Annotated in this window: 10 protein-coding genes; 5 read left to right on the top strand and 5 right to left on the bottom strand. The window is 40.9% G+C overall.

Features of this window, described 5'->3' with window-relative positions; translation table 11 throughout:
* Window positions 1-362: 362 nt before the first annotated feature.
* The 4 genes from queG to QMA00_RS17235 form a co-directional block, all read right to left on the bottom strand.
* Window positions 363-1,496: a tRNA epoxyqueuosine(34) reductase QueG gene (gene queG / locus QMA00_RS17250; RefSeq protein WP_016899494.1), complete on the bottom strand. Its 1,134-nt coding sequence runs from the start codon at window positions 1,494-1,496 to the stop codon at window positions 363-365.
* Between the two features lie 70 nt (window positions 1,497-1,566).
* Window positions 1,567-2,805, bottom strand: a complete 1,239-nt coding sequence (locus QMA00_RS17245) for a methyl-accepting chemotaxis protein (protein ID WP_076922435.1) — start codon at window positions 2,803-2,805, stop codon at window positions 1,567-1,569.
* A 58-nt stretch (window positions 2,806-2,863) separates the two neighbouring features.
* Window positions 2,864-3,568, bottom strand: coding sequence for a glycerophosphodiester phosphodiesterase family protein (locus QMA00_RS17240; RefSeq protein ID WP_076922434.1), 705 nt, complete (start codon window positions 3,566-3,568; stop codon window positions 2,864-2,866).
* Window positions 3,565-4,431 carry a DMT family transporter gene (locus QMA00_RS17235; RefSeq protein WP_076922433.1) on the bottom strand — a complete coding sequence of 289 codons (867 nt, stop codon included), beginning with the start codon at window positions 4,429-4,431 and terminating at the stop codon, window positions 3,565-3,567. Before QMA00_RS17235 ends, QMA00_RS17240 begins: the two co-directional genes overlap by 4 nt.
* Window positions 4,432-4,758: 327 nt before the next feature.
* Here QMA00_RS17235 and QMA00_RS17230 point away from each other — a divergent pair, with 327 nt between their 5' ends.
* The 5 genes from QMA00_RS17230 (at window position 4,759) to rlmB (ending at window position 10,778) form a co-directional block, all read left to right on the top strand.
* Window positions 4,759-5,862, top strand: a complete 1,104-nt coding sequence (locus QMA00_RS17230) for a sensor histidine kinase (RefSeq protein WP_076922432.1) — start codon at window positions 4,759-4,761, stop codon at window positions 5,860-5,862.
* A complete protein-coding gene (locus tag QMA00_RS17225; RefSeq protein ID WP_076922431.1) occupies window positions 5,859-6,473 on the top strand; it encodes a response regulator transcription factor in 615 nt (204 codons plus the stop codon). Before QMA00_RS17230 ends, QMA00_RS17225 begins: the two co-directional genes overlap by 4 nt.
* Before the next feature lie 162 nt (window positions 6,474-6,635).
* The gene (locus tag QMA00_RS17220) at window positions 6,636-7,370 is read left to right on the top strand and encodes an enoyl-CoA hydratase/isomerase family protein (RefSeq protein WP_076922454.1); all 735 of its coding nucleotides are present in this window, start codon (window positions 6,636-6,638) and stop codon (window positions 7,368-7,370) included.
* 208 nt (window positions 7,371-7,578) lie between these two features.
* Window positions 7,579-10,038 (top strand): ribonuclease R, encoded by a 2,460-nt coding sequence (rnr, locus tag QMA00_RS17215; RefSeq protein WP_076922430.1) that lies wholly within the window; start codon window positions 7,579-7,581, stop codon window positions 10,036-10,038.
* Window positions 10,035-10,778, top strand: coding sequence for a 23S rRNA (guanosine(2251)-2'-O)-methyltransferase RlmB (rlmB, locus tag QMA00_RS17210; RefSeq protein ID WP_008112440.1), 744 nt, complete (start codon window positions 10,035-10,037; stop codon window positions 10,776-10,778). The genes rnr and rlmB overlap by 4 nt, the downstream gene beginning before the upstream one ends.
* 82 nt (window positions 10,779-10,860) lie before the next feature.
* Here the strand turns inward: rlmB and QMA00_RS17205 are convergent, their stop codons facing one another.
* On the bottom strand, window positions 10,861-13,017 hold the full coding sequence (locus tag QMA00_RS17205) for a TonB-dependent receptor (protein ID WP_076922429.1): 2,157 nt from the start codon (window positions 13,015-13,017) through the stop codon (window positions 10,861-10,863).
* Window positions 13,018-13,221: the final 204 nt, after the last annotated feature.

Raw genomic sequence — 13,221 nt, 5'->3', positions numbered from 1 at the left:
AGGTGCGGGTTACGGGCTGCGAGGCGCGGGGTAAATTCCTTGCTACGATTAGGCAAATAACTTGTAGCAGCGACTTTATGTCGCGTCTTTTAAAGGTTAAATGCGAAAGGTATGAGTAATAGGTTAATCAAGAACGGTACTTTAATTGTGGCTTCTCATTTACTCCTCATTTTCTTCTCTGTGTTAAATCAGATATTAGTAAATTATGCACAAAGAGGGCAAAGAGCTCGTAAAGAGAGTGATTACAGACAAAGCTTAAAGGTGCGGGTTACGGGCTGCGAGGCGCGGGGTAAATTCCTTGCTACGATTAGGCAGATAGCTTGTATCAGCGACTTTATGTCGCGTTCTTTTAGGCAATAGGCTTACGCGTCTCTGGGTAGGCCTTTTTCAACAATCCGTATTAGCCGTGCTGTTTTACGCAGCTTTTGTCTTTGTTTATCATGTTGCTGGGTAAGTGCCCATTCTATGTGCTCATTCACCATGTCACTGACCGTTTTGCGTTTATCTTCAAGTGCATGAATAATCGCTGGGCTAAAATCTGCGTTGCCTAAGCCAACCGCTATATTTCGTAACCAACGCTCATGGCCAATGCGCCGAATAGGGCTGCCCTCGGTATTTGTTAAAAAGGTAGTTTCATCCCAGGCAAATAACGCGAGTAAGTCTTTATTTTTTAATTGTGTACGGGGGTGGAAGTCTTGCTCGTCGGTAATTTGTCCATAGCGATTCCATGGGCACACTAACTGGCAATCATCGCAGCCATAAATGCGGTTACCCATTAAGGTTCGGTATTGCTCTGGAATAGCCCCTTGATGCTCTATGGTTAAATACGATATGCATTTACGTGCATCTACCACATAAGGTTCTACAATAGCGCCGGTAGGGCAAAGGGTTATACAGGCAACACATTTACCACAACCTTCGAACGTGTTTTCATCATCAATAGGCAGTGGTAAATCTACAAATAACTCGCCTAAAAAAAACCAAGAGCCAGCCTCTTTATTGATTAATAAAGAATGTTTACCTCGCCAGCCAAGCCCTGCTTTTTCAGCTAATTGACGCTCAAGCACTGGCGCTGAATCAACAAAAGGCCTAAAGCCATAGTCACCTACCTGCTGTTCAATTTTTTTACCTAATTGCTTGAGCCGATTACGCATTAATTTGTGATAGTCGCGGCCAAGCGCATAGCGGCTGATATAGGCTTTCTCGGTATTTTTAAGGTTTTTGGCAAAGCCTGAATCTGGCGGCAGGTAATTCATTTTTACTGAAATAACTCGTTGCGTGCCAGGGACTAGCTCGCTAGGGCGGGCGCGTTTCATTCCATGTGCAGCCATGTAATCCATTGAACCATGATACCCTGCATCAAGCCAACGCTGAAGCTGTGCTTCATGCTTAGTTAAATCAATGTCAGTAATGCCCACTTCACTAAAGCCAAGTTGTTGGCCCCATAATTTTATTTGCTGGGCTAGCTGTTCATAGTTTGGTTTTACGTCGCTCACATACTTCACACAGTTAAATGACAAGCCGCTTAATTTAGCATAATCGCGGCTTGGGTGAAATTGTTATTGCCTAATCTACAAAGCGTTTTAACTGTTGTTGGGTTTGTTGGCTTAGCTTTTGTGATTGTTCAGAATCATGCAGTGCTGTATCTATTTGTTGCTTGGCTTGTTCGCCTAGCGCCACAATTTGCTCAACCGATTCATGCGTTTGGTTTTGGGTATCTTCGAGCAAGTGTACGGCATTGGCTATTTGCTGCAATTGTTGTTGATTAAGTTCAAATTCATTGAGCATTTTACCAAACCCATCAGAGGTGGTGTTAATTGATGTTTGCGCATTATTTGAGTGGTTTATTAATTGCTCTGACTCTTTATTCGTTTCATTAACGAGCTCATTCATTTGGGTAATAAAATCACTAATTTGGCGGGTTGCATCACTTACTTTAACCGATAGGGTGCGAACTTCATCGGCAACCACGGCAAAACCTCGCCCCGCTTCACCAGCGCGTGCCGCTTCACCAGCGCGTGCCGCTTCTATGGCTGCATTTAGTGCTAATAAGTTAGTTTGATCCGAAAACTCTTCAACCATTTTTAAAATACTGCGAATGTTTTCGCTGTTCTCTTTCAAGCCCGCAATCGTTTTAGAAAAACTACCCAGCATTTCATTAATAAGCCTTACCTGCTCAACTAGTTTTGATAGCTCACCAGCAGAGAGCTTTACAAAATTAAGGTGTTCATTATTGACCTGATGTACGCTATCAGTGTTGCTTACTATAGCCTGCAGGCTTTGGGTAATTTGATTACTGGCATTAATAATGGTGTGGCTTAAATTAATTTGCTGCTCACTCAGTTGTTCAGTGTGTTGCATTGATTGCGTTACTTGGCTGTTACTCTGCACACTCTCTTGGGCGCTGGTATAGGTAGTGCTTAATAAACTATTTAAATGGGTAGTAAATTGATTGTATTGCTCACTTAAGTCTCTAAATTCATCAAACGTGAAATGGGGTAATTTGGCTGCTAAATTCGCATCTTGTTGATTAATATTAATGAGCGTATCGCGCATTGCTTTTACCGGGCGCACAATTAAAAAGCGCATATAAAAAATAGTAAAAATAAAGCCTGCAATAATAAGTAGCGCAAGTGCCCAAAATAAGCCAGTGCTTTGTTGGTTTTCGGTTAAACTACTGTGTAACCAAAACAAAGTAATGGCTTGAAATAAAAAAACAAAACTTAAATTCCCAACTATTTTTCGGGTTAAAGTATAAAACAGTGTTTGTTCTAAAAAATTATAAATACGCATGTAGCTACTCATTAAATAGTGACCTACTAAATTATTGTTTTTATAGCATAAATAGCAATTAAATAATTAGTTATAGTTCATTTAATTGCGCCAAAAAATGCTTAGTTCGTTCAGGGTCGTTAGTAAAAATGCCATCAATACCACAGGCAAGCATCAGTTTAATATCTTCAACTTCATCTACGGTGTAGGCAAACACCTGTAAGCCGCGCAGTTTGGCATCGTCAACAAACGACTTGTTCATAAAGTTTTTGTCAACATGAATGCTAAAGGCCTGTAAGTCTTGTGCAAACTTTGCATACTGCAATGGAATTGACGCAGTAAGTGCGCCAATTTTAAGCCACGATAAACGGCTCTTTAGCCAGTGTAGTTGATGATGATTAAATGATGAAACTAAAATATTGTCAGCGGTTATTTTTTTGTTCGCAATGTTACTTTCAAGCACGGTTGCAAACTTTTCAAGTTCAAAGGTATGTTTTAGCTCTAAATTGAGTAAGGTTTGGTTATTATTCCAGTCTATTAATTGCTGCAAAGTAGGGACTTGTTCGCCATTTCCTGCATCAAACTGTTTAATTTGCTGGGCACTAAAGTCGCACACTTTGCCTTTGCCATTAGTGGTTCTATCGAGGTAGGTATCGTGAATAATAACGTAATCATCAAGCGCGCTTTGTACATCAACCTCAATGCCATCTACATTCGCTTTTAACGCCGCTATAATGGCGCTTTGCGTATTTTCAGGAAAGTGTGTGCTTGCGCCTCTATGTGCAAATATTTTCATGGCTGCTTTTTCCGTGAAATTGACCAAGTTTCAAAGCACGCAGCACTAACAATTAGTGCGCCACCAACCAGTGTCATCACTGAGGGGCGTTCGTGCAGAATAATTATAGCCAGTATTGTGCCATAAAGGGGCTGTAAGCAAGAAATCAATCCAGCGGTTGCTGCTGATAAATGTTTTAAACTCGCTGCAAATAACGAATGCGGCATCGCAGTAAACACCACACCGGCAATAAGCAGCAATATTAAATCAGTATCATTAATTTTTGTTATGGGTACTTCAATAAAAGCACACAGCATCAGGCTTGCCACTAAGGTTTGGTAAAACATGGTTTGCGGTCCACCATACTCGCTAAAGTAGCGTTTATGAGTAATATTACGTAGAGCAAAAAATAATGCTGATACCACGCCCGTCACAACACCTAAAGTGATGTCATCGCCTAAATTAACGTTAGGGATCAATAAATAAATGCCAAAAATCACCACCACAGCACTTATTATATCTTTTGTTTTGGGCTTACTTTTATTAAATAGGGGCTCTAAAAATACCGTGATCACGGGATAGGTAAAAAAGGCTAACATGCCCACGGTAATTCCCGCCAATTGCATGCCTGCAAAATAGGTTACCCAGTGAATGCCTACGGCAACGCCTAATAAAATGGCAATCACATAATCTTTAGCGCGATGCAGCTTAATTGGTTTTTTTTGCAAAGTTAGTAGCACACAAATTGCCAGCCCAGCGATAGCCGCGCGATAAGCGGTAATATCTAATGCATTCAAACCAATTAGCTTTGCGAATAAGGCGGTACCGCCAAATAAAAGTACGGCAATGTGTAAGTAAATTAAGCTTTGTTGTTGGGACTGCATTAAATTTCCAGGTCATTTTTTTGGCTATATTAGCATTGCTTTTACACTCTGAAGATGAATTTTTCTATTTCATGACAAATGTCAGCCAAGTTAATGACATTTCACACTCTTATCTATTTTACCCACTGGCATAGTTACCTTACTTATATTGGAGGGTGTTATGAATTCTTTAATTTTAACAAGCTTAAGCATTAGCGATTTTTTAGAAACACTAAGTTTTACTATCACTTATGTAGATTGTTTTATGTTCGTATGCATTTTTATGTTATTTGTATTTATTAATAAAAAGAGTGCTATAAATAAAAATAATAGGCCAGAGGTATTGGTATGAGCTCGGTTAACAGGTTTTCTCAGCAAAGCGATAAAGATTTTTGGAAATATGGTCATTTAGTTTTTACCGGTTTTTATTTACTCCCGATGATCATTGATTTTGCTAACTTTACAGCTCATCAAATCACCTTGTCTTTAGCCTTTTATATTGCGTTTATATTGTTATATGTAAAAGCAATAAATTGCAAAAATGGGGGAGTAACTAAGTTATTTATCGCTATGTTACTGGTGTGTTTTAGTGCCACTTTTTATAGCGCTGGTACACCAACCTTATTTGGCTTTATAGCTTATGTAGCAGGCTATACATATAGCAATTATCAAAGAGTTTATGCCGCATTAGCGATAATTTTAACTGTTTTGCTAAGTTCATATGTGGGTGACATAGCCAAGCTTGAGTACTTTTTAGCGGTGGCTTTAATTTTATGTGCGGCCCTATTTAGCTATGGTATAGCGGCAAAAAGAGAGCATTTACATAAAATTCGTGAGCAAGAAAGCGCAAAGCAATTAGAGCAGCTAGCAGCCATTGCTGAGCGTGAACGCATAGCCCGAGATTTACACGATATTTTAGGTCATTCATTGTCATCAATAGCTTTAAAAGCTGAGCTTGCGAATAAACTCAATCAAGGTGAGCGATACGATCAGGCCAATAACGAAATTGCCCAAGTAGCAAACCTTGCAAGGCAATTGCTTAGCGATGTAAGAAGCGCGGTAAGTGATTTAAAGCAACTCGACCTAGTGAGCCAAATCGCACAGCTAAAACAAACGCTTATAGCGCAAGGCTTTAACATAAAATTTAACGTTAATTTAGCAACCTTACCCGTTAAAGTAGAGGGCATTGCGAGCCTTATTATTAAAGAGTCGGTTACTAATTTATTACGCCATAGCAGCACCAAAAACGGCTCTATCAATATAGAACAAACAAAGCAGCAATTAATTATCAGCGTTATTGATAATGCGCCATGCGCTACATTAAAGGCGGGTAATGGTTTAAATGGCATTAAAGAGCGAGCTGAGCAATTAAATGGCAATGCAACATTTACCTGTGGCGATACATTTACTTTAAATGTTGTGTTGCCACTGAGTGCTGAGGATTTAAAATGATCAAAGTATATTTAGTTGAAGACCAAGCACTGGTGCGCGATGCCGTTGCAGCCTTATTAAGCCTTGACTTTAATATTGAGGTGATTGGTCAAGCAAGCAATGGCCAAGATGCGTTAAATGAAATCAGCGCGCTTAGTGAAGGCTTACATCCAGATATTGTTTTAACAGACATAGAGATGCCAAGCATGAATGGTATTGAGCTTAGTGAACAAATAGCCGCTAAGCACCCTGCAATTAACATGGTAATTATGACCACCTTTTCGCGAGCCGGTTATATTAGGCGTTCTTTAAGTGCGGGTGTTAAAGGTTTTATTTTAAAAGAAGCGCCAAGCGAAGAGCTAATCAATGCGCTTAAAAAAGTAATGCAAGGGCAAAAGGTGATTGACCCAGAGCTGGCAATTAACGCATTAGACGATACCGATCCACTCACAGATAAAGAACGCAAAGCGTTAAAACTTGCAAGTGATGGATTAAAAACCAGCGAAATAGCAAAACAGCTTTATATAAGTGAAGGCACAACGCGTAATTATTTATCCGATGCAATTGCTAAACTCAATGCCACAAATCGAATTGATGCAGCACGTATAGCCCGACAAAAAGGGTGGTTGTAATTGCGCGAATATTTAAACGCTATGGCTTAAGCTCTCGCTCCTTTAATGGTTACAAAAATAGACGCTTTATAAATTTCATACAACGTATTACTATTCTATTTATAATTATAAAAGTAATGAAAAGTGCTAAAAGCGCAGCTAAAAGCACTAAATGAGGGTCTAATGACAGCATTAATAGAAATTACCACGCAAGGAAGCACGGCTATCCTTACTATGAATACAGCAGAAAACCGCCATAATCCAACCTTTATAAACGAGTTTAATCAACACCTAGATACGATTGAGGCTAACGAGCATATTAAAGCGGTGGTGTTAACTTCAAGCAGCGATAAAAGTTGGTCGTTAGGCATTGATTTACAGTGGATGGCAAACCCTGACAACACACCACAAATAATTGCCGATTTTATGAACTCGATAGGTGCCTTGTTTAAACGTATTGTTACTTTTCCTATGCCTATTATTGCCGCGCTAAACGGCCACACTTATGGTAATGGTTCGGTACTGGCGTGTGCCTGTGATTTTAGATTTATGAAATCAGACAAAGGCTTCTTTTGTTTCCCCGAAGTCGATGTATTAGTGCCGTTTGTACCGTCTATGTTTCCTATTATTAATAAAGCCATAGATCAGCAATTTTTTAATCGTTTAGCCATGACCGGTGAGCGCGTTGATGCGCAAAAATTATTACAACATAACGTTATAGAGGCCACCTTTGTTGATGAGCAAGCCTTGCAAACGGGTGTGTTAGAGTTTGCGCAAAGCTTTAATAAAAATCGCTGGATATACTCTCAAAACAAAAGCCAAATGAACAAACCAATACTCGATGTTATGGCTGCACAAGATGCGGCTTTTATTGAACACATCAGCACGCTATTGTGGAAGAAACTACAGCAAAAGTAAGCTGTTTATATAAAAGTGAGTAAACATCAGCATTGCTATTTTACTCACTTTTAAGCTCTTAAATTAAGTACATGTTAAGCGTTATTTAGTTATATTTTCACAAAATGCAAAAGGTAATAACGCTTTATTAAAAGTTTAATGGCTTTTACCTGTCTCATTGCGAGTATATGAGTTAAAATACTTACATAACCAACTAACAAGATAGTGAATGTCAAACCAAGATCCAAATCTCAGTCGAGAACAAGAAAAGTACGAAAACCCAGTCCCTAGTCGTGAGTTTATACTTACTCACCTGCAAGAGCGTTCCAAACCTGCTAACTACGCACAACTATGTGAAGAACTCGCAGTCAACGATGAAGAACGACAAATAGCATTTAAGCGCCGACTTCGCGCCATGGAGCGTGATGGGCAGCTGTATTTTAATAAATTTAAATGTTATGCCCTGATTGACGAAGCCGGTTTAACCAAAGGCAAAGTAGTCGGTCACAGAGACGGTTTTGGCTTTTTAGAAGTTGAAGGCGAGAGCAAAGATTGGTTTATTGCCAAGCATCAAATGAATATGGTGCTACACGGTGACATCGTTCTTGCCAAAGGCACTAAACGCGGCTCAGGCTCAAAATGCGACGCACGCATCATCAAAGTACTCACTAACGAGCGCGCACCCATTGTAGGGCGTTATTTTGTTGAGCATGGTATTGCCGTTGTTGTGGCTGAAGATCCGCGCATTACCCAAGACATTATTATTCTACCGGGTAACGAAAAAGGCGCGCGCCATAACCAAATGGTGCAAGTGCAAATAACCCAAAACCCAAGCCGTAATATGAATGCGGTAGGTAAAGTTATCGACGTACTGGGCGAGCATTTAGCGCCGGGTATGGAAATTGAAGTTGCGCTGCGTAATCACGATATTCCACACGTATGGCCTGAAGAGGTTGAACAACAAGTTGCCCACTTAGGTGAATTTGTTGAAGAAGCTGATAAACAAGGTCGAGTTGATTTACGCGGCTTACCGCTTGTGACCATAGATGGCGAAGACGCTCGTGATTTTGATGATGCCGTATACTGTGAGCCTAAAAAGTCAGGTGGCTGGCGCTTATGGGTAGCCATTGCCGATGTATCCCATTATGTAGGTATGAACACGCCGCTTAACAAAGAAGCGATAGAGCGCGGTAATTCAGTGTATTTCCCTGAGCAAGTTATTCCAATGCTACCAAAAGTATTATCTAACGGTTTGTGTTCGCTTAACCCTGAGGTTGATCGCCTGTGTATGGTTGCAGAAATGACCGTATCGCAAGAGGGTAAGCTGTCGGGCTATAAGTTTTACGAAGCACTAATGAATTCGCATGCTCGTTTAACCTACACCAAAGTAAATGCCATTTTACAAAATGACGAAAAGCTCCGTAAAGAATACGCAGCTGTAGTGCCACATTTAACTGACTTACAGCAAATGTACATGGCATTAAAAGCAGCACGCCAAGAGCGTGGTGCAATTGAATTTGAAACACTCGAAACCCGTTTTGTATTTAACGCACAGCGTAAAATAGAATCAATTGTGCCAGTTATTCGTAACGATGCGCATAAGCTCATTGAAGAATGTATGATTTTAGCCAATGTTTCGGCTGCTAAATTACTGGAAAAACACGAAGCCAGCGCACTGTATCGAGTACATGATGAGCCCGATAGCGAAAAGCTGGGTAACTTTACTCAGTTTTTAACTGAGCTGGGGATTGAAAGCACGCTAAGTGATGAACCAACCCCAAAAGAAATTACTCATGTATTGGCTCGTTTAGGTGACCGCCCAGAGGCTGAACTTATTCAAACTATGCTGCTGCGCTCAATGAAACAAGCGGTTTATCAGCCAGATAACATAGGTCACTTTGGTTTAGCATTATCGGCTTACGCGCACTTTACCTCGCCAATTCGCCGTTACCCAGATTTAGTGGTGCATCGTGCAATTAAAGCGGTATTAAAAGCACAAGGGCAGCAAACCTCTGGTGAATACGCTTACAGCGATGATGAAGTCGATCAACTTGGTGAGCAATGTTCTACCACTGAGCGCCGCGCAGACGATGCCACCCGTGAAGTAGCCGATTGGTTAAAATGTGAATACATGCAAGATCATGTAGGCATGGAGTTTAACGGGGTTATTTCATCGGTTACTAACTTTGGTTTATTTATTCGTTTAGATGACTTACAAATTGATGGATTAATTCATGTTACTAATTTAGGTGATGAATATTTCCAGCATGATGCAGCTAAACATTGCTTGGTGGGTGAGCACACACATACGGTTTATCGTTTAGGCGACAAAGTCACTGTGCAGGTTGCCTCGGTAAGCTTAGATGATCGTCGTATAAACTTAACGCTTAAAGGCGATGTTGCTCAAGATCGTTATGCGCGTCGTCGTGCACCTAAAAAAAATGCTCCAGCGAGCGTTCGCTCGCAACTTAAAGCCGGTAAAATCCCGGGTAAAAAGTCAGCAAGTGATGACAAAAAGCCAAAGGCGGGTAAAAAGCCTGCTGCAAAAGGTAAATCAGCGAGCAAATCAAAAGTAAAAGCGGATGGCACCACCGCTAAGAAAAAAACCAAAAAGAAAGCGGTCAAAAAGCCTAAAAGACCAGGTAAAAATGCCCGTAAACGTAGTAGCCCAGGAGCAAACAATTCGTGAGTAATGAATTAATTTTTGGCTTTCACTCTGTTGAAGCAATTTTGGCAAAAGAGCCAGAGCGTTTTATAGAAATATACGCCCTTAAAGGACGTGATGATAAGCGCTTATCGCCAGTGATTGAGCAAGCGCGTCAGTTTGGTATTTCAGTACAGTTTATGCAACGAAAAGCGCTTGATAACAAAGCGAAAGATGAACAGCATCAAGGCATTATTGCCAACGTAAAAGCGGCACGTGTGTTTAACGAAAAAGATCTTGATGAGATCATTGAACGCGAAGACACCCCGTTTTTACTGGTACTTGATGGCATTACCGATCCGCATAATTTAGGTGCCTGCTTACGTAGCGCCGATGCTGCCGGTGTACATGCGGTGATTGTTCCTAAAGACAAATCAGCAAAGCTTAATGGCACAGCACGTAAAGTGGCCTGTGGCGCAGCAGAAACGGTACCGCTTATTCAGGTTACTAACCTTGCACGTACATTACGTGAAATAAAAGACGCAGGTGTATGGGTTGTAGGCACAGCCGGTGAAACCGACACACATGTGTTTGATGCCAGCTTAACAGGCCCAATGGCGATTGTGATGGGAGCTGAAGGCGAAGGTATGCGCCGTTTAACCCGTGAGCACTGTGATGTACTCGTTAAAATTCCAATGGCGGGCACGGTTTCAAGTTTAAATGTATCGGTTGCAACCGGTATTTGTTTATTTGAAGTATTACGCCAGCGCGCAGAAACAAATTAAGCCTATTAATTACATAGGCATTAAAAAGCCGAGATTGATTTAATCAACCTCGGCTTTTTTGTACTTTTAAGTTAGCACTTTATTAAAAACTGTAAGAGTAGCCCATTTGTACTGAACGTGGCTTACCAGGTTGAATACCGCCATTTGCACGGTTAGCAATGTAGGTTTTATCAAACAAGTTATCTACGCTTAGGTATACTTTTTGGTTTTCGTCGATTAAGTACTTAGCAGCTAAATCCCATACAACACGGCTATCAATCGCATTTAAGCCTGAGTTAGTTAAATCAGCATGTGCATCAGACACGTAACGTATTTGGCTATTTACCACAAAGTTATTCACTTCTGCGCCAAACGATAAAGCAACCTGGTTCTCAGGTACGTAAGGCATTGCATCGCCTTTTTCTACTGAGCCCCAAATTTCTGAATCAAACGTGTTTTTAAATTCTGAATCTGTGTAGGTGTAAGTTAATTTTACTGGGAACGCAACCGATGCAGTATTAAACGTACGACCTGCGCTAAATTCAAAGCCCGATACTTCTACTTCACCGTAGTTGTATTGGTCACCAATGTTATCGTCATTACAACCTACTGATGCAGTACAGTTACCATGCATGTTGTCGTAATCAGAGTAAAACGCAATTACTTCACCGTTAAAACCGCCCGCATTAAAACGAGAGCCAAACTCGATGTTGACGCTTTCTTCTTCGTCTTGGTCGGCATTACCCGGTGCTGCAGGGGCGTAACCTTTTTGAATACCAGCAAGTAACGTAACATTGTCGTTAAGTGTGTAAGTAGCGCCTAAAGACGGTACTAAAATTTCAGTATCGTTAGAGATATCTTTTGTTAAGCCTAGGCTACGGGTTGGATCTGACTTAGCCCACTCTTCACGGGTAATAGTTATGTCTTCATAACGAAGACCAGCACTCACTACTAATGCATCCATTGTCCATTCGTCTTGAATAAATAGCGTGCTTGCTTTTGCACTGTCTAAACGGTTGCTGTTAGAGCCTGGAGCGCCTTGTGAGGTAAGAGTCATGCTTAAATCTTGATTAAGCGTGTATTTGTCTTCCCACTGGAAACGATCCATTTCATCTTCGTGGTAACGTACGCCAACCGTAATGTAGTGAGCGCCCGCTGGGATGTGTAATTCAGACTGCACACCTTTGGCTTGGTAGTCACGGTTATTGGCTTTAACACCTATATTTTCAATACCCGCAGCTGTTGGGTTTGCTTCAAACTCGCTGTATTGCTCAAGTGTGCTTGAACCAACACTGCTTGCTTTATACCAGTTACGGTGGAAGTCGTTTAGATAAGCGGTTGCTAAAACTTCATAACCTTCACCAAAACGGTATGCATAGTTTACTTGGTATGCATTATGGCGAGTGTTCATTTCATCATTTTGCGATGCCGCATAACGACGGTACGGGTTTTGTTGGTAATCAGCATCGGTTAAACCCATGTAGGTTTCGTCTGATGTTTCTTCAGAGTACTTTACTTTGAACTCAATGTTATGCGCATCGTTTTCACCAAAGGTATGGCCAAACTTTACCAATACATCGTTTTTTTCAAAACCAGTGTTGTCATCACCTACTGGCAATTCTTTAAAGCCATCAGCGCCGTAAGAAAACACTTCAATTAAGCCTGCAGTGTTGTTTTTTTCTTTTGCGAAGTAAGCGTGACCTTTGTAGTAACCATCGCTACCAAGGGCTGCATCTAGCATGCCTGTTGAGCTATTTGGCTCAGTTGGCAGGCTGCGAGAAAGTAAGTTTAATACACCACCGGTTGTACGCGGGCCGTATTTAACAGAGGCAGCGCCTTTTAGCACTTCAATTGACTCCATACGACCCATAGTAGGGAAGTAGTAAGCCGATGGCGCAGAGTAAGGAGCCGGAGCAACAAGTACGCCGTCTTCCATCACAGAAATTTTGTCGTTACGGCCAGTACCTGTACCGCGCATACCAATATTAGGGCGCAGGCCGTAGCCATCTTCTTCTTGAACGTAAACACCAGGTACAGATGCTAATACGCGAGAAATATCGGTAAATTCGAATTTTTGCAATTCTGCATCTGAAATAAACGTAGCAGATCCTGGAATATCGTTAATAGCGGCTTGTGAGCCAATAACGGTAATTTGTTCAAAGTTACGCTCAACTTTGTCAGTATCTTTTGCCATTGCTGTTGTGCTCAAAGACAGCGCAACAGCTGCAGTTAACGAAGAAACTAAAAATTTATGTGACATTGATTACCCTAAAAATAGTTCAACTACTGAAATTGGCGTAATTTAAACATGTTAACGAATGAGAATCAATATTATTAAGTTTTACTATCATTTACATCTGTCGTAAAAACAGGCTGTTTTTATAACATTTTTAACTAGGGTCTGTTGATCTTTCAAGGTTGAATTTGCAGCAGTCTGTTTGGTATTTAGGCAAGGCAGAGCCTA

It is taken from the genome of Pseudoalteromonas sp. APC 3694, from assembly GCF_030407565.1.
GTDB classification, from domain to species: domain Bacteria; phylum Pseudomonadota; class Gammaproteobacteria; order Enterobacterales; family Alteromonadaceae; genus Pseudoalteromonas; species Pseudoalteromonas tetraodonis.
Note: the sequence above shows the minus strand (reverse complement) of the source record. Positions and strands in the feature narration are given on the sequence as shown.

Bases quoted from the DNA above. Each gene is read 5' to 3' on its own strand.
- QMA00_RS17205 (WP_076922429.1), bottom strand. From the start codon at position 13,017: ATGTCACATAAATTTTTAGTTTCTTCGTTAACTGCAGCTGTTGCGCTG.
- QMA00_RS17230 (WP_076922432.1), top strand. From the start codon at position 4,759: ATGAGCTCGGTTAACAGGTTTTCTCAGCAAAGCGATAAAGATTTTTGG.
- QMA00_RS17245 (WP_076922435.1), bottom strand. From the start codon at position 2,805: ATGAGTAGCTACATGCGTATTTATAATTTTTTAGAACAAACACTGTTT.
- rnr (WP_076922430.1), top strand. From the start codon at position 7,579: ATGTCAAACCAAGATCCAAATCTCAGTCGAGAACAAGAAAAGTACGAA.
- QMA00_RS17235 (WP_076922433.1), bottom strand. From the start codon at position 4,431: ATGCAGTCCCAACAACAAAGCTTAATTTACTTACACATTGCCGTACTT.
- QMA00_RS17220 (WP_076922454.1), top strand. From the start codon at position 6,636: ATGACAGCATTAATAGAAATTACCACGCAAGGAAGCACGGCTATCCTT.
- QMA00_RS17225 (WP_076922431.1), top strand. From the start codon at position 5,859: ATGATCAAAGTATATTTAGTTGAAGACCAAGCACTGGTGCGCGATGCC.
- QMA00_RS17240 (WP_076922434.1), bottom strand. From the start codon at position 3,568: ATGAAAATATTTGCACATAGAGGCGCAAGCACACACTTTCCTGAAAAT.